Annotated in this window: 23 protein-coding genes and 1 pseudogene; 5 read left to right on the forward strand and 19 right to left on the reverse strand. The window is 49.6% G+C overall.

Annotated elements, in window-relative coordinates; translation table 11 throughout:
- Window positions 1-12: 12 nt before the first annotated feature.
- Window positions 13-237: a hypothetical protein gene (locus tag SHAL_RS01815; RefSeq protein ID WP_012275490.1), complete on the reverse strand. Its 225-nt coding sequence runs from the start codon at window positions 235-237 to the stop codon at window positions 13-15.
- A 121-nt stretch (window positions 238-358) separates the two neighbouring features.
- On the opposite strand from SHAL_RS01815, the gene SHAL_RS01820 reads away from it, so the two are divergent.
- From SHAL_RS01820 to SHAL_RS01840, 5 genes and pseudogenes are all read left to right on the forward strand, one after another.
- Window positions 359-1,354: a virulence factor BrkB family protein gene (locus tag SHAL_RS01820; RefSeq protein ID WP_041415794.1), complete on the forward strand. Its 996-nt coding sequence runs from the start codon at window positions 359-361 to the stop codon at window positions 1,352-1,354.
- Between the two features lie 5 nt (window positions 1,355-1,359).
- A complete protein-coding gene (locus SHAL_RS01825; RefSeq protein ID WP_012275492.1) occupies window positions 1,360-2,292 on the forward strand; it encodes an alpha/beta fold hydrolase in 933 nt (310 codons plus the stop codon).
- Window positions 2,293-2,312: 20 nt separating this feature from the next.
- A complete protein-coding gene (locus SHAL_RS01830) occupies window positions 2,313-2,894 on the forward strand; it encodes a M14 family metallopeptidase (RefSeq protein ID WP_012275493.1) in 582 nt (193 codons plus the stop codon).
- 592 nt (window positions 2,895-3,486) lie between these two features.
- Window positions 3,487-3,924 carry a D-aminoacyl-tRNA deacylase gene (gene dtd / locus SHAL_RS01835; protein ID WP_012275494.1) on the forward strand — a complete coding sequence of 146 codons (438 nt, stop codon included), beginning with the start codon at window positions 3,487-3,489 and terminating at the stop codon, window positions 3,922-3,924.
- A gap of 39 nt (window positions 3,925-3,963) precedes the next feature.
- Window positions 3,964-4,421 (forward strand): annotated as a pseudogene (locus tag SHAL_RS01840) (thioesterase domain-containing protein).
- Between the two features lie 17 nt (window positions 4,422-4,438).
- Here SHAL_RS01840 and SHAL_RS01845 read toward each other — a convergent pair.
- The 18 genes from SHAL_RS01845 to SHAL_RS01920 all read right to left on the reverse strand — a co-directional run bounded on the left by SHAL_RS01845 (window position 4,439) and on the right by SHAL_RS01920 (window position 20,956).
- Window positions 4,439-4,774: a rhodanese-like domain-containing protein gene (locus SHAL_RS01845; RefSeq protein ID WP_012275495.1), complete on the reverse strand. Its 336-nt coding sequence runs from the start codon at window positions 4,772-4,774 to the stop codon at window positions 4,439-4,441.
- Between the two features lie 566 nt (window positions 4,775-5,340).
- Complete coding sequence (locus SHAL_RS01850; RefSeq protein WP_012275496.1) at window positions 5,341-6,588, reverse strand: beta-ketoacyl-ACP synthase; 1,248 nt, start codon at window positions 6,586-6,588, stop codon at window positions 5,341-5,343.
- Window positions 6,585-7,310: a 3-ketoacyl-ACP reductase FabG2 gene (locus SHAL_RS01855; RefSeq protein WP_012275497.1), complete on the reverse strand. Its 726-nt coding sequence runs from the start codon at window positions 7,308-7,310 to the stop codon at window positions 6,585-6,587. The genes SHAL_RS01850 and SHAL_RS01855 overlap by 4 nt, the downstream gene beginning before the upstream one ends.
- A gap of 109 nt (window positions 7,311-7,419) precedes the next feature.
- A complete protein-coding gene (locus tag SHAL_RS01860; RefSeq protein ID WP_049763864.1) occupies window positions 7,420-7,941 on the reverse strand; it encodes a hotdog family protein in 522 nt (173 codons plus the stop codon).
- Window positions 7,934-9,232 carry a beta-ketoacyl-[acyl-carrier-protein] synthase family protein gene (locus SHAL_RS01865; protein WP_012275499.1) on the reverse strand — a complete coding sequence of 433 codons (1,299 nt, stop codon included), beginning with the start codon at window positions 9,230-9,232 and terminating at the stop codon, window positions 7,934-7,936. The genes SHAL_RS01860 and SHAL_RS01865 overlap by 8 nt, the downstream gene beginning before the upstream one ends.
- Before the next feature lie 22 nt (window positions 9,233-9,254).
- Window positions 9,255-9,917, reverse strand: a complete 663-nt coding sequence (locus SHAL_RS01870; RefSeq protein WP_012275500.1) for a DUF3261 domain-containing protein — start codon at window positions 9,915-9,917, stop codon at window positions 9,255-9,257.
- On the reverse strand, window positions 9,905-11,212 hold the full coding sequence (locus SHAL_RS01875) for an NAD(P)/FAD-dependent oxidoreductase (protein ID WP_012275501.1): 1,308 nt from the start codon (window positions 11,210-11,212) through the stop codon (window positions 9,905-9,907). Before SHAL_RS01875 ends, SHAL_RS01870 begins: the two co-directional genes overlap by 13 nt.
- Window positions 11,199-13,634: an MMPL family transporter gene (locus SHAL_RS01880; protein WP_012275502.1), complete on the reverse strand. Its 2,436-nt coding sequence runs from the start codon at window positions 13,632-13,634 to the stop codon at window positions 11,199-11,201. Before SHAL_RS01880 ends, SHAL_RS01875 begins: the two co-directional genes overlap by 14 nt.
- A 5-nt stretch (window positions 13,635-13,639) precedes the next feature.
- Window positions 13,640-14,407 (reverse strand): outer membrane lipoprotein carrier protein LolA, encoded by a 768-nt coding sequence (locus tag SHAL_RS01885; RefSeq protein ID WP_012275503.1) that lies wholly within the window; start codon window positions 14,405-14,407, stop codon window positions 13,640-13,642.
- Window positions 14,404-14,850 (reverse strand): acyl-CoA thioesterase, encoded by a 447-nt coding sequence (locus SHAL_RS01890; protein WP_012275504.1) that lies wholly within the window; start codon window positions 14,848-14,850, stop codon window positions 14,404-14,406. The genes SHAL_RS01885 and SHAL_RS01890 overlap by 4 nt, the downstream gene beginning before the upstream one ends.
- Window positions 14,850-14,981: a hypothetical protein gene (locus tag SHAL_RS22990; RefSeq protein ID WP_398364052.1), complete on the reverse strand. Its 132-nt coding sequence runs from the start codon at window positions 14,979-14,981 to the stop codon at window positions 14,850-14,852. The genes SHAL_RS01890 and SHAL_RS22990 overlap by 1 nt, the downstream gene beginning before the upstream one ends.
- Complete coding sequence (locus SHAL_RS23545) at window positions 14,978-15,112, reverse strand: hypothetical protein (RefSeq protein ID WP_263053410.1); 135 nt, start codon at window positions 15,110-15,112, stop codon at window positions 14,978-14,980. Before SHAL_RS23545 ends, SHAL_RS22990 begins: the two co-directional genes overlap by 4 nt.
- Entirely contained in the window at window positions 15,112-16,674 is a 1,563-nt protein-coding gene (locus tag SHAL_RS01895; protein ID WP_012275505.1) for an HAL/PAL/TAL family ammonia-lyase, read from the reverse strand. Before SHAL_RS01895 ends, SHAL_RS23545 begins: the two co-directional genes overlap by 1 nt.
- Window positions 16,671-18,401, reverse strand: a complete 1,731-nt coding sequence (locus SHAL_RS01900) for a glycosyltransferase family 2 protein (protein ID WP_012275506.1) — start codon at window positions 18,399-18,401, stop codon at window positions 16,671-16,673. The genes SHAL_RS01895 and SHAL_RS01900 overlap by 4 nt, the downstream gene beginning before the upstream one ends.
- The gene (locus SHAL_RS01905) at window positions 18,401-18,787 is read right to left on the reverse strand and encodes an ApeI family dehydratase (RefSeq protein ID WP_012275507.1); all 387 of its coding nucleotides are present in this window, start codon (window positions 18,785-18,787) and stop codon (window positions 18,401-18,403) included. The genes SHAL_RS01900 and SHAL_RS01905 overlap by 1 nt, the downstream gene beginning before the upstream one ends.
- Window positions 18,784-20,163 (reverse strand): AMP-binding protein, encoded by a 1,380-nt coding sequence (locus SHAL_RS01910; protein WP_012275508.1) that lies wholly within the window; start codon window positions 20,161-20,163, stop codon window positions 18,784-18,786. The genes SHAL_RS01905 and SHAL_RS01910 overlap by 4 nt, the downstream gene beginning before the upstream one ends.
- On the reverse strand, window positions 20,160-20,708 hold the full coding sequence (locus SHAL_RS01915; RefSeq protein ID WP_012275509.1) for a COG4648 family protein: 549 nt from the start codon (window positions 20,706-20,708) through the stop codon (window positions 20,160-20,162). The genes SHAL_RS01910 and SHAL_RS01915 overlap by 4 nt, the downstream gene beginning before the upstream one ends.
- Window positions 20,708-20,956, reverse strand: a complete 249-nt coding sequence (locus SHAL_RS01920) for an acyl carrier protein (RefSeq protein ID WP_012275510.1) — start codon at window positions 20,954-20,956, stop codon at window positions 20,708-20,710. The genes SHAL_RS01915 and SHAL_RS01920 overlap by 1 nt, the downstream gene beginning before the upstream one ends.
- Between the last annotated feature and the right edge of the window lie 8 nt (window positions 20,957-20,964).

Consider the following 20,964-nt stretch of genomic DNA (forward strand, 5'->3'; position numbering starts at 1 on the left):
TTCGGTGAGTGACTACGAGCGGTATCTAGCTGCGTCAACAATGCACCAAATGTGTAAAGGTATTGCGATAATTAAAAATATGCCTAATGTGAATGAAGCAATACCGTATGCTGCATAGGTGGTTAAACAAAAGAGAATGGCAGCGAGTATGCGCCCCTGAACGAGTTGGCCTAATCCAGCGAAGAAAAAGCTCGCGATTGCGGCAATAACATTGCCTGAAGAACCTTGTTGAGACATGAATTCAATCCTTATGCTTGTAAAGAGAAGGTTATAAGCTTTATTGTACCAAGATAGTGATTCGCAGATCATTTATCGTCTAATAGATTAAGACCAACTTTAACAGAATCAAGAGTAACAAGTGAAAAATAAGATTGTGATAAATCAGGTTCGTTCTTTTTTACTGAGTATTTGGGCATTTTTCTTACATCTACTCAGTCGTTTTAAAGAGGACCAAGTCAATATCAAGGCTGGACACTTAGCCTATGTCACCCTGTTATCACTGGTGCCGATAGTGGCGGTGATGTTTTCTATGTTGTCGGCGTTCCCAGTTTTTTCAGGCATTCGGGAAAAGTTAGAAGCGTTCGTTTACAACAATTTTCTACCAGCCGCTGGTGATACGGTGCAGATCTACATTAATGAGTTTGTCGCCAATGCCTCTAAGGGCACCAGCGTGGGTATCGCCGCCTTAGTGGTGGTGGCATTGATGCTGATCTCGGCTATCGATAAGGCACTAAACAGTATCTGGCGCACTAAAGAGAAGCGTCAGGCGGCGGTGTCGTTTTCCATGTACTGGATGGTGTTGACCTTAGGGCCCGTGCTGGTGGGGGCAAGTTTAGTTGCAACATCTTACATAGTGTCGTTAAAGGTGTTCAATACTTCAGAGCTCTCAGGGGTGGTACCAATACTGATTGAGCGCCTGCCTATGCTGTTTTCTGTCGCGGCCTTCCTACTCTTGTATATGGTTGTACCAATTAAGAAGGTGAAATTCTTACATGCATTACTAGGTGCACTGGTCGCTGCCATGTTGTTTGAATTGGGCAAGAAGGGTTTCGCATACTACGTGACTCAGTTCCCGAGCTACGAGGCGATCTACGGCGCCCTAGCGACAATACCCATTTTATTTGTGTGGGTTTATGTGTCTTGGGTGATCGTGCTGGTGGGGGCGGAAATCACCGCCGGATTACCGGAGTACCTGCATGAGTGTCAGCTGATCCGGGAAAAAGTATTAGCCGAGGATGAGGCTGAAGAGTTGGCGCAAGATTCAAAACAGGTTAGCCAAATCGAGCAAACGAGTGAACAAACGCGCGAGCCAGCTCCTGATAAGCAGGCCGAGTCTGCCGATAGGGATAAGTAGGGCGAGTGCCTATTGCGCAGCCCAAAGCCTTTCGTCGAGTCTGGCTGGATGTCGGCGATACGCATCAGCTGTATGTGGCGCAGTATGGTAATCCCGATGGGATCCCGCTGTTGTATCTGCATGGCGGGCCCGGCGCAGGTTGTAGTACTGAAGAGTTAAAGCTATTCGATCTGTCTGTTTATCAGGTTATTTTACTTGATCAGCGTGGTGCTGGACGCTCTCGCCCTCGCGGAGAACTCAAACATAATAACCTCTCCAGTTTACTGGACGATATCGAGCGAGTGCGCTGCTGGCTTAATATCTCTCAATGGATGCTGGCTGGAGGCTCATTTGGCGCAACCTTGGCGCTACTGTATTCGGCTTACTATCCAAGCCGGGTGATCTCGCAAGTACTGTGGGGCTTATTTATTCCTAACCCCGCGGGCATCGAATGGCTCTACTGTAATAGCGGCGCCGCCCGTTTGTTCAAAGATGAATATAGGGCCTTTGCTGATGGTGTAGACCCTCAACAGTTAACAACTTTACTCACAAGTTATCGTTCCAGATTAGAAGATGAGTGCCAAGACGTTCGTCACTCTGCTACAGAGCGCTGGATCAGTTGGGAGATGGCTTTAGCCTATCCAGGCTTTATGGTCAGTGAGATAAATGCGCCCTTCAGTCAGTCTCTAGCAAGCATTGAGCTTTATTATGTAGCTAATGATTACTTTGGTGCATTTGAAAAGCTCATCGTTCAATTGCCTTTGATTCAGAGCCAGACCTATGTACTTCAAGGAGAGATGGACTGGGTGTGTCCTTTTAAGGTATTGCAGAATTTCTTTAAGGGCAGGGCAAGTCAACTGATCGAGGTGACGGAGATTAAAGGTGGGTATCATGCTTTGGCCGATGTTAAGATGGCGAAAGCGGTAATGAACGCCATACGGGAAATGGCTAAACAATAAAAAAGGAAATTATAGACGCTATGAAAAAACTGATCCTTGTAGGCTTAACTATGGGCTTAACTATGAGCCTAACGGCTTGTACTTCAACAGAAAAAACCGCAGAGGCAGAAGTCGCAGTCAAAGCGCCTGACAGTGTGGATTTAGGTGGTTTGTCTAACGAAGAAGCCACCACTAAGCTGCTAGAAGCACTGTTGAATAAGAGTTATTTGGCATCTCGCGCAGGCCCAAATGGTGTGGCGGTCAATTTTGATAATAGCCAATTTATTCTGCAGCCTAGTATCAATCCTGATGGTATCGATCGCATCATGATGAATCGCTTCTATGCCATTCATCCTAAGTATGTGGGTAGCAAAGAGATGCTATTGATGATCGGCACCTTGAACCAAAAGCTAAATTTTGCCAAGTTTGTTATTCGTGACCAAGGCGCGGTGATTCAGGTGCAAGGCGCAGCAACATTTGTCGACACCATCACCATGGAAGAGCTACGTCGCTTTATCCTTTGGATAGATGAAGGTTTGCGTCAGGTTGGTGAGTCATTGCCAGAAGGCGCTGAAGACGTGATTAAGCCTATTCCTGTGATGCAGAATATTCAGTCTATTTAAAGAAGGTTCTAGGAAAAGCTGATAAAGGTTCTAGGTGCTAGGAAAGGCTGAGACGATAATAGACGAACGGCCTACGGCCTTACGGCCTTACGGCCTTACGGCCTTACGGCCTTACGGCCTTACGGCCTTACGGCCTTACGGCCTTACGGCCTTACGGCCTTACGGCCTTACGGCCTTACGGCCTTACGGACGTGACTACGTCACTTACGGAAAAGCATGTTCTCTGCTGTAGGTTGGGCTTTAGCCCATCAATTCTGGTCTTTTATAGGATTTGTCGGCATAAATGCCGACCTACAGAAAGTCGAAAAGCTAAGAAGGTCCTAGGAAAGGTTAAGACGGAACAAGACAAACGGCCTACGGCCTTACGGACGTGACTAGGTCACTTACGGAACGCTGCGCTTACGGAAAGATGGGAAAAGCCGGAAAAGCTAAGAAATGGCAAAGGTGGTGCTTTTGGCTTTTGCTGTTCCTAGCAGGGCGTAGCCCGTCCTCGGAGCGAAGCGTCCTAGAACCTAGTGCCTTGTTTTAAAGCGAAGCGTTCGTCTTCGCTTTTTCATTTAAGTTATTAATTTTTTATCGGAGAGTGTTGTACGTGATTGCCCTAATTCAACGTGTGAGTGAAGCAAAAGTTGTCGTTGATGGCGCGACTATCGGTGAGATAGATAGAGGCCTATTGGTGTTACTCGGTGTTGAGCGCGAGGATAACATTGAGAAGATGCAAAAGTTGGCTACCAAGGTGATGAGCTACCGGGTGTTCTCCGATGAGAATGGCAAGATGAACCTTAATCTTGAACAAGCGGGTGGCAGTCTGTTAGTGGTATCACAATTTACTTTAGCCGCAGATACGGGGCGAGGGTTGCGTCCGAGTTTTTCAGGTGCGGGTACGCCGGAACAAGCGCGCGAACTCTATGAAGCTTTTATCGATTTTTGCAAATCCAAAGGGGTTAACACCCAAACCGGTCAATTTGCCGCAGACATGAAAGTCTCTTTGGTTAACGACGGTCCAGTGACCTTTAACCTGCAAGTCTAGGGCTTTTATGGTGAGCAGCGGATTATTTTGGATAAGCCTGTGACAGACTCAAACCATCAATCCTTGCTAAAGCAACTGCAGCAGACTTGGCATCAAACCATACCTGTTAGTGAGTTTATGCAGATAGCACCGTTGGCATTTGATGGTGAGACTTTCGAAGTCTCTGCTCCGCTAGCACCCAATATCAATCTGCACCACACCATGTTTGCCGGCAGTATTTACACCCTAATGACCTTAACGGGTTGGGGGATGTTATGGCTGCAACAAAAATTGGCAGGGCAAGAGGGCAAGAGGGCGATATTGTGTTGGCCGATGCCAATGTGCGTTATATCGCCCCCATCGACAGTCAGCCTATTGCCAAAGTGAGTTGGCCTGACTGCGATCTATCAAAACTAGCCTTAGGCCGTCGCGTAAAGGTACGGCTAGAGGTCGAGTTGTATTGTAACGACAAGCTGTGTGCCTGCTTTTCAGGCCTTTATGTCAGCAAGGGGAGGTAAGTTTATCCCGAACAGTATTAGCGCTTTGGCTGACAGCCAAGCAGATCTTTTAATGCGCCGCCATTGATCACGCACTCTAAGCCGTTAGCCGTTAAGATATCGCAGCCCTTTTGCGCGCGGATACCTGCGCCGCAATAAAGTACAAACACTTGCTGACGGTTCTCCACTTTGTGCAGCCAAGTATCTAACTTATTTAAGTTGTCTAACGGCACATTGATCGCTTGCGGCAGGTGACCACTGGCAAACTCTTGCGGTGAGCGCACATCAATCACGGTCGCACCTTCTTCTATCAACTGCCAGCATTGACTACTAGCAGGCTTGGTCGATAACTTTGATATTTGAGTGTTTAACATATCCACCTCTATTTATTATGCTGATTGATTTTGTTAGGTTTTGTTTGAAGCTAGCTGAACAAAACTTGTGCAGACATTTAAACCTTTAATTAGATTAATTTCAATAAGTTTTTTCTAATGCTGATTTAGTATGTAAATCATTTATGGCTAGAACATGAAAACTAGCAATGAAAATCAGCTATAAAAAAGACCTCCATTTTAGGAGGCCTTAGTTTATTTTTTACTTAGAATTTAGTGCGTACTGCATCTTGCAGTTAGGTTTAGCGCTGTTTTGTTTTCTTTAACCGACATGACGGCATAAATGCCGACCTACAAAGATGTTTAACTTTCCGTCTTAGCTTTAAAAGAAGGATTTAGGTTCTAGAGAGCTTCGCTTCGAGGACGGGCTGCGCCCTGCTAGAAACAGCAAAAGCCAAAAGCACCATCTTTGCCGCTTCTTAGCTTTTTCGGTCTGTCCCATCTTTTCCGTAAGCGCAGCGTTCCGTAAGTGACGTAGTCACGTCCGTAAGGCCGTAGGCCGTTCGTCTTTGCTTTTCCTAGGACCTGCTTTTCCTAGAACCTAGAACCTAGCTCTTAAACCGCTTAAAGATCAGCGAGGTGTTAATTCCGCCGAAGGCAAAGTTATTACTCATCACATAATCGGTTTCAAGCTGACGGATCTTATCTTTGATGTAATCCAGCTCGCCGCACTCAGGATCAACCTCTGTCAGATTCAGTGTCGGGGCAAACCAGCCCTCGTTCATCATCTCTATGCTCACCCAAGCCTCTAATGCCCCGCAAGCCCCCAGTGTGTGGCCGGTGTAGCTCTTGAGTGATGAGATTGGCTGCTTAGCACCAAACACCGCATGCGTGGCCTGTGTCTCGGCGATATCGCCGCGATCGGTCGCGGTGCCGTGGGCATTCACATAACCAATCTTATCGGCGTCGATGGCGGCATCTTTCAGGGCTAAGCGAATCGCAGTTTCCATGGTTTCACTATTGGGTTGCGTCACATGCAGGCCGTCGGCATTGGTACCAAAGCCAACTATTTCGGCATAGATCTTGGCGCCGCGAGCCTTGGCATGTTCCAGCTCTTCTAGCACTAGCGTGCAGGCGCCTTCGCCAATCACTAGGCCATCACGGCTCTTATCAAAGGGACGCGGCGTCTCGGTTGGCGTGTCATTTTTGGTGCTGGTGGCAAATAAGGTATCGAAGACCACGGCTTCGGTTGGGCACAGCTCTTCGCCGCCGCCGGCCAGCATTAAGTCTTGCTGGCCATACTTAATGGCTTCATAGGCATAACCTATGCCTTGGCTGCCTGAGGTACAGGCGCTGCTGGTGGTATGCACTCGGCCTTTGAGGCCAAAGAAAACCCCAACGTTAACCGCCGTGGTGTGTGCCATCATGCGGATATAGCTGGTGGCGGTAACACCCGACATATCGCCATCTTTAAGCATGTCACCGAATGCGACGATAGGATCGGTACTGCCCGTGGATGAACCGTAAGCGATACCCATGGCACCCGATGTCACCACAGGATCATCAAGCAAGTTAGCATCAATCAGTGCAAGCTCGCTGGCACGGGTCGCCATAATCGACACCCGCCCCATGGAGCGGATCTTTTTACGTTTGTAGTGGCTTGGCACTTCAAAGTCAGTAATAGGGGCGGCTAAACGGGTATGCAGATCGGCAAACCTGTCCCATTCGTCCATACGCACCACGCAGTTTTTCTGCGCTTTCAAGCTGTCAGCAATCGTTGGCCAATCATGGCCGAGGGCTGAAATACCGCCAACGCCAGTGATCACGACGCGGCGAGGAAAAGTTGCTTGGCTCATATCATGCCTCCATTCACCGAGATCACTTGGCGGGTGATATAGGCGGCGTCATCTGACATCAAGTAGTTTGCTAGGCCTGCAATCTCTGAGGGTTTACCCATGCGGCGCATCGGCACTAGGTTGTTGACCATCTCTTTGGGGATATCGCTGACCATGTCGGTTTCGATAAGCCCAGGGGCGATGCAGTTTACGGTGATCTTACGCTTAGCGAGCTCTAAGGAGAGCGCCTTAGTTGCGCCAATAATTCCCGCCTTAGAGGCACTGTAGTTAACTTGACCGCGATTGCCTGCGATGCCCGATACCGAAGCAAGGGTGATGATACGTCCGCCTTGACGACCCTGTACCATAGGCATAACGGTTGGGTGGATAACGTTATAGAAACCATCTAGGTTGGTGTGCACCACGCTATCCCACTCAGATTCTGTCATCGCCGGAAACGCGGTATCGGCATTGATCCCGGCATTGAGCACCACGCCGTAATAGGCGCCGTGTTGCTCGATATCTTGCTCAATCGCTTGCTTGACTGCGGCTCTATCGGCGATATCAAACTGCAGACAGCTGACCTTAATCTCTAACTGCTCAAGCTCCGCCTTGGTGGCATCGGCGGCGGTTTGATTGCTATGAAAATGCATCGCAATGTCATGGCCTGAGGCGGCAAGTTTTAGGGCGATAGCTTTGCCTATGCCGCGGCTTGAACCGGTAATTAATACTCTTTTTGTCATACTGTTACTCCCTGCGTAGCGCCCTAGTTAGTCTGTTGTTTGTGGTTGCCTTTGTGAGGCGAATTATGACTGAGTGGGTACGCAGCACCTTGGTATTTTTATCGATAAATTACTGAGTCGACTCGGCAATGTAGGCTAAGGCATCTTGTGGCTGGAACACATTCACATTGGCTTCGGCCACGACCTCTTGGTTATGTAAAATTTGGCAGTCAAATACCGCTAAACCTGACTCCTCTTGGTAGAGGCGAGTCACTCGGGTTTGATAGCTTTGTCCAAGCTCAAATTGTGGGATATGCATCTTCAGCTTACGGCTTCCCAGCAAGAATCCCACTCGAATAATGTCATCGCGTAGATGGGCTTCTACGCCTGCCAGTGCCGCGATGCTTTGTGCCATATACTCGATGCCGACATAGTTGGGCACGCCATTGAGGTTGGCATCGAAATAGGCGCTTGAGGCCGAAATATCTGTCTGAGTCAGCAAGCTATCATGGCTATAGTGCAGTAGCTGGCTGATTAAGATCATCGGCTGGCGATGGGGAATAAACTTTTCCACCTCTTGCTCGGCAAGCCTAGTGACATCGAACTTAGTCACATCACACTTGTTTGCATCACACGGAGTTACATCAAGCATCTTGGTTTGTCTCTGTTGAGTCATTGTCTATATTTTTTAGCGCTTCGCGACTTGAGCTGTTACGGCTCAAGATCAGGCTAGCATTACTGCCACCAAAGGCAAAAGAGTTACTCATTACGTGATTAATACTGGCCTGTTGCCCTTTTGCGACTAGCGGCAGGCTTGGGTCATTAGGATCTTGCTTCCCATCCCACACCTGCGGTGGCAATTGCTGGTGAGTATTGTAATCACTGAGCAGTAGATAGCAAAACGCTGCTTCTATCGCACCCGCAGCGCCTAAAGTATGGCCCGTGAGTGGTTTGGTTGAACTCGCGGCAGGCAAGTTATTGCTAAAGACTTGATGTACAGCGCGGCTCTCCATGGCGTCATTTTTAGGTGTCGCAGTGCCATGCAGGTTGAGGTAATCGATCTGCTCAGGCTTAAGATTTGCCATGGTAAGGGCGGCTTGCATCGCATTGACTGCGCCTCTGCCTTCTGGATGCGGTGCTGAGATATGGTGGGCATCGCTAGACTCGCCAATGCCACTGAGAATTATCACTTTCTCCTCACCATCTTTCGCTGTTTTTTCAGGAGCAAGCTTCTCTAGTGTAACTTTCTCTAAAAGAAAGAGGGCGCCACCTTCGCCGATATTGATACCATCACGATTAGCGCTAAAGGGTTGGCAATGGCCGCTAGATATGGATTCGAGCGAGTAAAAGCCGTTAAGGGTGAGCTTACACAGGGTATCGATACCACCGACAATCACCATATCGCAGATCTCGGCATCGATAAGGCGCTTGGCGCTGGCAAAGACCTTGGCGCTAGAGGAGCAAGCTGTCGATACGGTATAGCAAGGGCCTGTTAACTCAAAGTAGGCTTGCAAAAACTGGCTCGTATCCCCAAGTTCTTGCTTGGCATAATCATACTCTTTTGGAAACTCGCCATGAGTTTCATGCTCACTAAGCGCAGCTTCGCCGGTGGCAATGCCTGAGGTACTGGTACCGATAATAATACCGATTCGTTCACATCCGTAGCGTGCCTTAGCTTGCTCAACGGCTTGCTCTATCTGCCGAGCAATCAACAGAGTAAGCTGGTTATTACGGGTATCAAACCGCTTTAAGGCTGATGGGATCACAGGCAGCTCTACATCGACTTGGCCAACTAGTACAGGGTGTTCAAATAGCAGATCGTCACGCCACTGCATGCCTGCGATACTGGCTTGGACTAGATTGTCGAGCACAGCTTGCGGTGACTGACCTAGAGGGCAGCATAAACCTAGATGGGTTATCGCGATTTGTGTTGTTGAGTTCACTTAAATTTCCACTAAATCAGGTTTATAACGGGCTGATGGCCAGCTTAAAGTTTGCAGCATCAATACTTAGGCTAACATGAGCTTGCCACTTGTCTAAACTGCTATAGCGTATGGCTATTATCGGTTGGTTGTCAGCTGCTGAGTCAATCGTCCCATTTTTAGCCTTATTGTTAGCAAAGAATAGCCCGCGACACAAAGCGCTATCGCAGTCATAGCTCTGCATCTTGGCGCCTTGTAAGTGCGGGTTGACGCTCGCATCGGGCCAATAGATAAGCTGCATAATCGCTAGCAGGTATTCTGCCTTAAATTGATCGCCGAGTAGCTGACTCTGCTCACTGATCAAGGTGTTACCATCATAGGTAAGGGTAAACAGCGCCTGTCCGAGTGGGGCTAGACCAACTAGAGTTAACTGCTGCGGCTCAAGCTCTAACTGACTTAGCAGCTCGTGTTGGCTATCTTGAGTCTGGATGCTGACCTTTTGAGTGGCACTGACTGCTGTTTGGCTTACTTCCAAAAGGCTATCATCGATGAGCTTAGCCCCCAAGACTTGTTGAGTGACAGGTGCTAAGCAGTAGCTCACATCTGCTGCCAATTCGACACAGGTTTGACGCTGCAGGGTCTGGCTACAGGCTGTGATTAATAGGCAAAGGCCCACAAAGGCTAATCTTCTACTTAACTTCGACATAGCTCTACAACCATATTGAGTCGGCGCTTCGATTCGCTAACGAAAGGATTGTTGTCATCCCAAGCATATCCAGCAAGAATTGAGCAGATCATCTGCTTGATTTTCGGATCGGGCTTATCGAAGAAGATCGCTTCTTGGAAGCTGTAATCGTACCAAGCTTCGACATAGGTTCTGAAAGTATCGACCCCTTTCATCAATGGCTCTGCATAGTCCTGCTGCCAATCGACCCGCTCTCCATCGAGCTGTCTTATTACTGTTTTTGCCGCCATGGAGGCTGACTGCATCGCTATGGTTACCCCCGATGAAAATACCGGATCGAGAAACTCGCCAGCATTACCCAGCAGGGCAAACTTATCGGTTGCTAGTGTCTTCACATTGGCCGAGTAGCCTTTGAGTAGGCCCGATTCATTAATCAGCTCTGCATCTGCGAGTAACGCTCTTAATCCCGGCTCTTGGTTAATCATGGTCTTAAGAATTTTATCTAAGTCACTATTGCCGATCTCATCGCTAAAGCCATTACTTGCGTAACCGCTTAGAGAGCTGAGTTGTTCAGGCTCTCCCACAACGCCGACCGAGCAGCGGCCATCGCTGAAAGGAATGAGCCAATACCAGATATCTTGGTTATCGGGATGGACACTGATCAAAATCTTATTGCGGTCAAAGTTAGGGTCTGAGATGTTGTCGTGAATATGGTTAAACACGGCGCTACGAGTCGGTAAGGTAGACGGCTTTTCTAAGTCCAACAGTCTTGGTAGCACACGGCCAAAGCCACTGGCATCGAGCACAAACTTGGCATTGATGGTTTGGGTCTGGCCCTTACCGTTGCTCACACTAAGGCTTGGCTCGGCGCTTAAATCTATCGACTCGACCGTGTGACCGTAACGGATCTCCACACCTTGACTGACAGCTTCATCGGCTAGCAGTTTATCGAAATTAGCGCGCTCTACCTGAAAGGTCGTGCCGGGGCCTTGGGTGAACTTATCGGTAAAATCGAAGCTGGTGTATTTATCTTGGTGGCGAAAAGCGGCGCCGTTTTTAAACTGGAATCCTGCTTGATTGACCGCTTCAAGCATATTGGCTTCATCGATAACTTGCATGCAGCAAGGCAGCAGGCTCTCACCGATAGAGAAGCGCGGAAAATGCTGTTTCTCTAACACTAATACTTTCTTACCTTGAGCGTGTAGCAAGCTAGCGGCAATACTACCCGATGGTCCCGCGCCAATAATGGCAATATCGACCGCTTCGGTTGGGTATCGTTCCAATTCATCCTGAACAGCTTGATCAGTCGACATCATTAGACTTCCTTGTAAAAATTTGGATAAAAGGGGAGAGCAAGAAGGTAAAACCAATACCCAGCAATAGGGTTAGGCCGAACGCATTAATTGCTGGTGTTTGGCTGAAGGCTAGTAAGCCAAAGGCCAATAGGGTCGACATGGCTGACATAAACACTGCCATCATCACCCCGCGAGTCTGCTGCTTCGACTCGGCAAAAAATAGGCTGTAGTCGATGCCGATGCCGAAGACTAAGATCAGTGCCAGTGCATGAAATAGGGTTAGTGGATTATTGCTGACGCCTAAGCAGGCTAAAGTCAGTAGGGCCGACAGGGCTGGAACTGCGACGACCACAGCTGCGAGTCTCACGCCAAATCTAAAGGTGAAGATGATCCCGGCGATAAGTAGCGCTAGTGCTAACAATCCTAAGGTAATCTGCCGATAGTGGCCCATGACTGTTGAGATATCACCGACTTTATCAACCAACTCAACATGAGGCAGGGCATCAAAGTGTTGAGTCAGCGCCTCTAACTGTGTGATCCCGCCAAGCAGCACGATAGCGCCGTAACCTGTCTCACCCTCCTGTGGCGATAACCATAACGGCTTAAAACTTTCGCCCGCAGCATGATTTAACAAGTTATCGGCAGTGATGAAGTTCCCCTTTGCCGCTTGGTATTGCTCTACAAGCGCGCCTTTAATGCTGGGATCTAAGCCTAAGCGGGCAAGGATCTCATCTAAGTACTCTCGATAGATCTGCCCCTGTAGTTGGTAGTGGCGCTCCTGCGCTGACTGACTTGGCAGAAAGCGGCTTAGGCTTAGATGGTTACCTATTAAGTTATCTTGCTTCGCTTGCTTGAGGAGCGGCTCCAGTTGAGCGAGCTCATCGGTGACTTGCTGTTCGCTATCAGCCGTTACCAGTAGAAATTGATTGTCGGTGCCGCCACTGAGCAGGGTGCGCAGCTCATCTTCCTCGGCTTGAATATCTGCAGGTGTATGCTGTAGCTGGCGGATATCGTCATTAGCGGTCAGCTGGGTAAAACCTATGATGATAAACATGCAGGTTCCAACCGCAAGCAGTAGGCGCTTACGAGGCACTGTTGGCATTAGGCTAAGCATAAAACCTTGGTAGCGACTGGCGTAATCTAGGGCCCGATTCCCATCTCGCAGTGGTCTGGCGGCAAGAGTTGGGTAGGCCAGTAGCAAAGTTAAGTAGGCACCGACTAAGCCTGAGGCGCAGAATATCGCGACCTGCTGCATCCCTGGGAAGGGGGCGAGGCCTATGGCACTGTAGGCGATAACGCTGGTCAGTAGCGCCAGTGATATTGCGATAAAAATCTGTTGAATAACCCGGTCGCTACTATGACTCGGGTGATTTAAGCGCTCACAGTAGTAATGAAAACAGTAGTCAATCGAGATCCCGATAAGGCTAGTTCCAAATACCAGCGTCAGTAGGTGTAGCTCTCCAAATACTGCCGTTGTTGTTACCACTGCAAATAGGAAGCTGCTGCTGACGGTAACCAAGGCGATAGTCAGCGGCCTAAAGGAGCGAAACGCGAACCAGACTAAGGCGATAACACCCAGCAGTGAGATAAGGCCGATAGTCGAGACCTCTTTCTTGGCGTTATCGGTTGCCGCCGTTGCATGAAATAATGCGCCTGCCTTGATGATTTCAATATCGCTGTCTTGCTGCTTTACCGCATCGAATGCCGCTGTCAGTGCTGATAGTTGTAGCTGTTGTGCGTTAGGGTTAAAGGCGCTATCACGGCCTTTAGCCATTACAATGGCGGCAAATTGGGGACTCTGGTTTAGCACTTTTGGGGCGATAGTCTTGAGCAGTACTCCCTGCTTAACGCTAAGCTGCTGCGATGGCGCCAGTGCGATCAGATTGTCAGGGTAGAGCAGCAGTGGATCATGACTCAGCAAGTCGCTGTTAGCATAACTAAAGGCGTTATAGAGCTTTTCGAGGGTGGCTTGCGTGAGTTGCTGCCACTGTCCCCGCTCAAGCAGTTGCTGCTGCTCATCGGTGAGTAGCTGAAATCTATGATTAAAGTAATAACGGTTTAGCGCTTCGGCCTGCGCCATATCCGCGCTGCTAATATCGATAAAGGCACTTTCCCGATGACTTACTTGAGTCCCGTCTTTCGAGGGCTGTTTAAGCTTAGCCATTGCGGTCTTGGCCGCATCAATTGCCGACTGCTCGTTATCGCTAATGAAGCCTAAGTAAATTCGGTTCGCTAACTGCTGTTCGACCTGCGCCATCGCTCGCTGGGTCATCGGGCTCTCACTCACCTTGGGGAGCATGGCGAGAATATCGCTTTGTACCCGAGCGCCGCCTTGCCACAACACAAGACCTGTCGCTAAGGTAATAGCGATTAGGGTTAGCCAAATGAGTAGTCTTAACTTGGCGGTCTTATGGCTTAGAAATTGATTCAAGCTCGGCTTCATTATGGCTATTTGCCCTCGATATTGGGGGCGTTATTAACCGATGGATCTGATAACGAAGCGGGGCTAAAGCGCTGCTTGTCCGCTGCCGTTAATGGGCTTTCATCGATGGCCGAAAATTCGATGCGGCTGCGATCGCCGTTACGGCTAAACAGCACCAGAGTTTGGATCTGCTCATTGCCAGCCAGTACCATCTGCGGCATCGCTTTCTCTAGCAATGGGTCTGTGGGTTTTAGCCCCAGTTGCCACTGCTGAGGCGCTTGGCCTTCGGTATTAGGCTCTAGCAGCAGACTGAGTGAAAAGTGCTGCTCTAGCTGCTGAATATCACCGCTTAACAGGGCGTTTAACAGCTTTGGCATCACGTCACTGATCTGATTGCCACTGCCAGCTTGCTCGGCGTTATTGATGTTGATATTGCCTTGGCTATCTATCTGGATAAGCTGCTTATCCTTTAAGATCAGCGTGCTGGAAAAAGGCATATTCTGCTGCCAAATTACGCCGAGATCTTTTGCAAAGATAAACTCACCTTGGCTGACTAACGGCTTTTTAAGCACCTTGAGGTAGCGATATTGGCTGAAATCCCCTTTAGCCTGCGCACTTGGCGATAGCTGAGTCGTTAGCTTTGTTAGCTCTGCACTGCTCGCCTCATGCTGAAATAGCTCCGAGTAATCGGCGTTTGTGTCAGCCTGTGCGTAACTGCTGATCAGTACCGACAGCAGTAGGGCTTGTGTTAGGGCGAGTGCTCGAGCCTGTGTTAGGGGAAAGAGGCGTTTCATTCGCTTTGCTCACTACTGGATAGCTGAGGCAGTAGATGGGCTATCTTCTGCTGGAAAACCGCAGGCGTCACAAAGCAAAGCTCTTGGGTTTGCATATCGACCGCCGCCTGAATGGTGTGACCCTTAGTGATACGTTTACCGGTTTGGGCATCGACCACCTGATAGTTTATCTTGAGGCGGTTTTCCCATTCGACCAGAGTCGCCTTGACGATAATAGTCTGCTCGAAGGTGCTCGACTGCACGTATTTTATCTGCACGTCGACAATCGGCCAGCTAAACCCTGAGTCCTGCATGGCGCGGTAACCGTAGCCAATTTTATCCAGCAGCTTACAGCGCACCAGCTCAAAGTAGCGTAGGTAGTTGCCATGCCAGGTGATCCCCATAGAATCGACGTCATGGAATGGAATTTCTACTTCCAGTTCAGTATGTAGAATGCCCTTCATTAGCTGACTCTCCGTGTGATATTCAGATGAGTAACAGGTAAAGAGTTACCATGCCATCTGTCATAGCCCATAGAATCGACGTCATGGAATGGGATCTCTACTACCAGTTCTGCGAATAAGATACCTTTCATTGGCAGGCTCCTAGTTCGGAAGTCAGCTCAACTTTTGGCACAGGTAAGTCATGCCAACAGTTATTGCCCATAGAATCGACATCGTGAAAAGGGATCTCTACTTCCAGTTCAGTATGTAGAATGCCCTTCATTAGCTGCACACTTCCCAGTAGCCATTTTGGATCTTATCCACCGTTGAGCGTAGGGTCTGCTCTAGCGGTCTGTCTTCGGTCAATAGTTCGAAGTCTGCTTCGACTTGGGCCAAGGTTTTACCCAGCGATGGGGTAATCGAACTCGGCACCAGCTCCTCCTGTGCGATACGCAGGCGAATGCCTTGCGACATGGCTAGAAGCGCCGCTGCGGCCACTTGCTCGGTTAGCTGTAGTACGCGCATGCAGTCGCGTGCAGAGATGGTACCCATACTTACCTTATCTTGGTTGTGACACTCGGTAGAGCGCGAAAACACGCTCGCTGGCATAGTGTTCTTAAGGGCTTCAGCCGTCCAAGCCGATACGCCAATCTGCACCGCTTTAAAGCCGTGGTTAATCGCCTTACGCTTGCCTTGAGCACCGGAAAGGTTAGCGGGTAGGCCGTTATTGAACTTCTGATCCATCACCAGCGCCATCTGACGATCGATAAGATCGGCAATATTGGCTACCGCATTTTTCATTGCGTCCATGACAAAGGCGATGTGACCACCGTAAAAGTGGCCGCCGTGCAAGATATGCTCGCCTTCACCATCGACAATCGGGTTATCGTTGGCGCTGTTAAGCTCAGTCTCAATAAACTGGCGCATAAACGGTAGTGCATCTTGCAGCACACCAATCACATGGGGGGCGCAGCGGATAGAATATCTGTCCTGCAGTCTGTCTGAGTTGCGTGGATGGATATGATGATTGAGGTCTTCACGGATCCACGCTGCGATCTGGTTTTGCCCCGGGTGTGGCTTGGCGGCAAATAGGATCTCATCGAAGTGATTCGAGTTACCTTTGAGGGTTAATGAAGCCATGGCGGTAATGCGGCTGGCAAGGCGCGCCATATATTGGGCGCGATCGAAAGCCAAGCAGGCCAGAGCCGTCATTACTGCGGTGCCGTTCATCAGTGCTAAGCCCTCTTTCGGACGTAGCTTAAGGGGTACGATATTAAGTTCTTTATATACGTCGCCGGTTGGGCATCGCTCACCTTGATAGATGACATCGCGCTCGCCGATCAATACTGCTGCTAGGTAAGACAGTGGCGTTAAGTCACCGCTGGCACCGACCGAGCCCTCTTCAGGGATCACTGGGGTGATGTTGAGGTTGAGTAGGGTTTCGATACGCGCGAGTAGCTCGTAACTCACGCCAGATTTACCTACGGCGAGTGAGCTGAGTCGGCATGCCATTACGGCGCGGGCCTGCATCGGTGATAAAATTTCTCCCATGCCACAGCCGTGAAAACGGGTTAGGTGCAGAGGTAGCTCATGGACTAAATCTAAGCCAACAGTCACAGTGCAAGAGTCGCCATAACCTGTGGTAACGCCGTAAACCACGCCCTCTTCTTTAAGTAAGCTATCGATAAACTGGGCGCCTTTTTGGATATAGGCTCGATACTCTCCAGTCTGATTTAGCTTGGCTGTCGCGCCTTTGGCGATAGCCACCACATCTTCAAGCGATAGGCTGTTATAGCCAAATTCAACGGTTTGCTGGCTAAGATTATAGGTATTGTGTTGGGTCATTTGCTTGCTTGTCCTTTACTGCTGCAATCACTGCTTTGCGCATCGGCACGTTGGAACTCTTCATCCTTGCGCCAGAAATCATAAAAATTAAACCATTGCAGTGGCTCACTCAGAGCAAAGTGCTCCAAGCGACTACTAAATTCGTTTACGGCTTGCTCGAGCCTCTCGGCGCGCCCAGCTCTAGGGCCTTTTAAGGTATCGGCGAAGTGCTCAAGATGAACATGGTATCGACCATTTTGGCGCAGGCAGAACATGGTATAAACCGGGCAGTCGAGCAGCCCTGCTAGAATGAACGGTCCCTGTGGGAATGCGGCCTGTTCACCAAGAAACTCTTGATAGATCACCCGTCCAGCCGTTTGAGACGAGGTTCTGTCTCCGGCAATCACCACCAGTTCACCCGCTTCAATCTTTTGCTGTAGTAGCATCGAGGTGCTCGGGCCGAGCTCGGTCACCTGAATAAGGTTCAGCGAGCTGTCGGGGTTGAGCTGCTTGAGCACCCTGTTAAAGTTCTCGGCATTTTGCGTCAGCACCATGACGTTGACCTTGACTTGGCGCTGGTGGATTGAGATGGCGCGGCACAGCTCTAAATTGCCTAGGTGTGAAACCAGTAATACGGCGCCATTACCTGCAGCAAGTTCGCTGGCGAGCATCTCGCGGTTAGGAAAATCCACCTCTTCAAGTTTGATGCGATCGCACCAAGCATCGATCCTATCGAGCGCCGCGTTACCGAAGGCGAAAAAGTGCTTCAGACTATCGCGCCAACTGAGTGGCTCACCTAGCTGTGGGTGATTGGGTTGCTTGAGCTTAACATGGGTTAAAAACTGTTTCGATGCGGCGCGTGCCGTCGTTCCGGTGATAAAGAAATAGCAGATCACTGGATACATGATCGCGCGGCACAGCCAGTGCCCGCCTAAACGGTAGCTTTGGGCTAACAGCTTAATCCCCCAGTAACTGCCACGCTCACGCATGCTTGACCAGTGCTTGTTTTGACTGGGTCTGGTGAGCTTGTGCCACAGTTTTTTGGGCTGGCGCAATAACATGCCAAAGAAGAGCTTGCTGTGCATCAGTGAGATGCGCACATTGTCTTTGAGGCCTTGAAAATGGCTTACCCCATCTTCGGGGTAGATCACCCGTGTTGGCAGATGAATAACTGGCACGCCTTGCCAATATAGGCGCACCAACACTTCAATATCAAAGTCCATGCGCTCGCCCAAGGCGTGGCTTAAAAATAGCTTCTCTGTTGCCGCCAGTGGATAAATCCGAAAGCCACACATGGAGTCTTGAATATCGAAACTTAAGGTCTCTATCCACACCCAGAAGTGGGTGATATAGCGGCCATATAAGCGACCTTTAGGCACGGATTCGTCATACTGTGGCAGTCCAGAGATCAGCACTTCAGGCGCTGATTCTGCGCGGGCGATCATCGCCGGAATATCGTTTAAATCGTGCTGACCATCGGCATCGACCTGCAATGCATGGGTAAAGCCATCGCGGTAGGCGGTGCGTAGCCCCGTCATCACAGCCGCACCTTTGCCGCGATTAAATGGGTGGTGAATGAGCGTCACCCAATCATATTTCTCAGCCAGCTCGATGAGTAGAAAGCGGGTGTCATCGTCACTGCCATCGTTGATGAGATAGCAGGGGAGCTCGAAGGCCGCGAGGCGCTCTAATGTCTGCTCAATAGCGCCGCGGTGATTGTAGTTGGGAATAACGAGGGCCAGACGCATTAGTGGCTATCCGTGCTGTTGGTGAATGGCGCAGCTTCGCTATTGAGGGCGATGCGTCCCGACGCAAAGCGCTTATCGCCATCGCTGTAGGCAAAGGTCAGTTTAGCCTTGGCCGCATTGTGGCTAACGTTGAGGTCGACTTGAGAGCCTGGCAGCATAAGTTGCTGAAACTTAAGAACCTCTAAGGTTGCGACATCGATGGGATAACCGAAATGTTCACAGCCGAGCTTTATTGCCCAATCGAGCTGAGTCACGCCGGGCAGTACTGGCTGCTCTGGAAAGTGGCCATTGAAATAGTCGAGATCGGCAGCAATATCGAGCCGCCAAGTCACAGAGTCTTGAGCCTTGCTGCAACTGATGATGGTGGGCAATTTAGATTTAATCATTTGCTCTTAAACTTATCGATATCGAATAGGGCTAACATGCAAGATTGAACGCGCTTACCCTGCTGATCCAGTGGCAGCTGCTCTACATAGCGCCAGCGTCTTGGTAGGGTGACCCGCTCAAACTGTGATAATAGGTGATTTTTTAATTGGTTATTGAGGGCTAACTTGCCGTTTGCTTCGAGTTGTTCTAACCCCTGTTCTGAAAGCTCAATGGCAGCACCGAGCTGCACTTTAGGCTGCTCAAGCATCAGCAGCGCGGCTTTGGCCACATAGGGATGGCTCTCTAATAGGGACTCCATCTGCACCAGCGACAGGCGCTTCTCTTCGACTTTGATAATTCGGTCTAAGCGGCCTTGAAGGGTAAATTTACCATCGGCATGCAGGTCAATCTTGTCATCGCACTTTAGCCATTGGTTATCTGGCAGGTAGGGCGATTTCAGCAGTAGTGCGCCATCGCGTGGGTCTTGCTGGATCTCAATTGGTGCAAAAGCTTGCCAGTCGGCGTTAGGCTGCTGCTGACGACGATAAGCGATGCCACCCGTTTCGGTACTGCCAAATACTTCAATCGGTGCTTGGCCATAACAGTTCGCCACGCCTTTGGATGCATCAAAACTTAACGGCCCGCCAGAGCTAAATACCAGGCTTGGTGCGCGCAGTTGACGCTCGTTATCTAGGGCATCGGGTAACCGAGACAGCTGCGCCGGACTACTGATCAAACACAGATTTGGAAACAGGTTCGCGTAGTAGTTTAAGGTCTCTGGGTATTCGACCAGATCGCTTAAGAATGGGCGGCTCGCAGCCAGAGGCCAGAGGATCTTAAATAGTAGACCGTAAATATGCTGGTGAGATACGGTGGAGATGACGCTACAGTGCGGCAGGTGCTGGGCAAAAGTCTGCTCTAGCACGCTGACTTCGGCATCGAGCTGATCGATAGATTTAACCACTCGTTTAGGTTTACCGCTGCTACCTGAGGTAAACAGGACGAGTTCGCCCCACTTGTCTGTTTGCGGCCAGTCACTGGTGGGTGGGTTGAGATCTTTATCGAGACGTAAAAACGCTTTGCCTTCACAGATGGGCATGTTGGCGAGTACGCCATCATACTCGTGAGTGAGTTCACTTAAGGTACCCGCTTGAGTATTCGCTGGCAGGATAATCTGTTTACCAGCAAGTAAACCCGCACACAGTCCAACGGCAAACAGATCGCTGCTATCGCAACATAGCAGCCAGCGCTGGGAGTCTGAGTCAGTGAGTTGTTGTTGCAGCTGCGCGACTTGGGCGGTAAACGCTGAACCCGTCACGATATCGTGATGATTGAAGCTAATTAGCTGCTGTGCAGCTGGGCCTTGGCATAGCCAAGATTTAAGTAGTTCCGTCATGACTTTTTCAACCAAAATGTTCTGTATAACCATTCGCCACCCAGTAGCGACCCGATAAGCAGATAGGCGATCAGCCCGTTATAAAGCGTCCATGTTTCGATACTGGTATAGAGTGCGGTATAAAGCGCCATTGCGCCGTTAAAGATAAATAAGCCGCACCAAATCAAGGTTACTTTCTTGAGGTAGCCGATGGCCTCATCAGGCAGCTCGGGCTCCTTTAACCTTGCAAATCTCTCTATCATGCTGGGACCACGTTTTAGTGAATAGCCAAAAAGTGTCAACATGGTGAGGTTTATCACCACAGGATAAAACAGTAACCAGTGATTTTCTTTGGCAATAAAACTGCCAGCCGTCAAACCTATACCCACAAGGATCGGCAGCATGAGCGCCTTTACTTTCTGCTGTTGCAGCACAAGTCGTAGGACTAAAATGGCGCACAAGGCGAGTGCTATGCTGCCAGCGGGCAAATAGTGCAGACCAAAATAGACCGCCAGTGGGTAGCCTATTACCACAAGGGTCGTCACTATTTGCAGGAAGAGCCGCATTACTCTTTGACTAAGCCTTCGATAGCCGAGACGACGTCATTAACGGTTCTAACCGCTTTAAACTCTTCAGGCTTAATCTTCTTGCCTGTCATCTGCTGCAGCTTAATCACCAAATCGACGGCATCGATGCTGTCAAGATCGAGCTCTTCGTATAGAGAAGCTTCTGGGGTGATCTCTTCGGCATCAACTTCAAATTCTTCGACGAGGATCTGAGTCAGCATCTCTAGGATCTGTTCACGACTTTGCATAATTCCCC

The sequence above is a fragment of the Shewanella halifaxensis HAW-EB4 genome, assembly GCF_000019185.1.
Taxonomy (GTDB): domain Bacteria; phylum Pseudomonadota; class Gammaproteobacteria; order Enterobacterales; family Shewanellaceae; genus Shewanella; species Shewanella halifaxensis.

Excerpts from the sequence above, each read along its gene's own strand:
- SHAL_RS01885 (WP_012275503.1), bottom strand. The coding sequence starts at position 14,407 with ATGAAACGCCTCTTTCCCCTAACACAGGCTCGAGCACTCGCCCTAACA.
- SHAL_RS01875 (WP_012275501.1), bottom strand. The coding sequence starts at position 11,212 with ATGATGTCGACTGATCAAGCTGTTCAGGATGAATTGGAACGATACCCA.
- SHAL_RS01895 (WP_012275505.1), bottom strand. The coding sequence starts at position 16,674 with ATGACCCAACACAATACCTATAATCTTAGCCAGCAAACCGTTGAATTT.
- SHAL_RS01860 (WP_049763864.1), bottom strand. The coding sequence starts at position 7,941 with ATGCTTGATGTAACTCCGTGTGATGCAAACAAGTGTGATGTGACTAAG.
- SHAL_RS01845 (WP_012275495.1), bottom strand. The coding sequence starts at position 4,774 with ATGTTAAACACTCAAATATCAAAGTTATCGACCAAGCCTGCTAGTAGT.
- SHAL_RS01915 (WP_012275509.1), bottom strand. The coding sequence starts at position 20,708 with ATGCGGCTCTTCCTGCAAATAGTGACGACCCTTGTGGTAATAGGCTAC.
- SHAL_RS01830 (WP_012275493.1), top strand. The coding sequence starts at position 2,313 with ATGAAAAAACTGATCCTTGTAGGCTTAACTATGGGCTTAACTATGAGC.
- SHAL_RS01900 (WP_012275506.1), bottom strand. The coding sequence starts at position 18,401 with ATGCGTCTGGCCCTCGTTATTCCCAACTACAATCACCGCGGCGCTATT.
- SHAL_RS01870 (WP_012275500.1), bottom strand. The coding sequence starts at position 9,917 with ATGTCGAAGTTAAGTAGAAGATTAGCCTTTGTGGGCCTTTGCCTATTA.
- SHAL_RS01850 (WP_012275496.1), bottom strand. The coding sequence starts at position 6,588 with ATGAGCCAAGCAACTTTTCCTCGCCGCGTCGTGATCACTGGCGTTGGC.
- SHAL_RS01880 (WP_012275502.1), bottom strand. The coding sequence starts at position 13,634 with ATGAAGCCGAGCTTGAATCAATTTCTAAGCCATAAGACCGCCAAGTTA.
- SHAL_RS01920 (WP_012275510.1), bottom strand. The coding sequence starts at position 20,956 with ATGCAAAGTCGTGAACAGATCCTAGAGATGCTGACTCAGATCCTCGTC.
- SHAL_RS01855 (WP_012275497.1), bottom strand. The coding sequence starts at position 7,310 with ATGACAAAAAGAGTATTAATTACCGGTTCAAGCCGCGGCATAGGCAAA.
- SHAL_RS23545 (WP_263053410.1), bottom strand. The coding sequence starts at position 15,112 with ATGAAGGGCATTCTACATACTGAACTGGAAGTAGAGATCCCTTTTCAC.
- SHAL_RS01910 (WP_012275508.1), bottom strand. The coding sequence starts at position 20,163 with ATGACGGAACTACTTAAATCTTGGCTATGCCAAGGCCCAGCTGCACAG.
- SHAL_RS01905 (WP_012275507.1), bottom strand. The coding sequence starts at position 18,787 with ATGATTAAATCTAAATTGCCCACCATCATCAGTTGCAGCAAGGCTCAA.
- SHAL_RS01815 (WP_012275490.1), bottom strand. The coding sequence starts at position 237 with ATGTCTCAACAAGGTTCTTCAGGCAATGTTATTGCCGCAATCGCGAGC.
- SHAL_RS01890 (WP_012275504.1), bottom strand. The coding sequence starts at position 14,850 with ATGAAGGGCATTCTACATACTGAACTGGAAGTAGAAATTCCATTCCAT.
- SHAL_RS22990 (WP_398364052.1), bottom strand. The coding sequence starts at position 14,981 with ATGAAAGGTATCTTATTCGCAGAACTGGTAGTAGAGATCCCATTCCAT.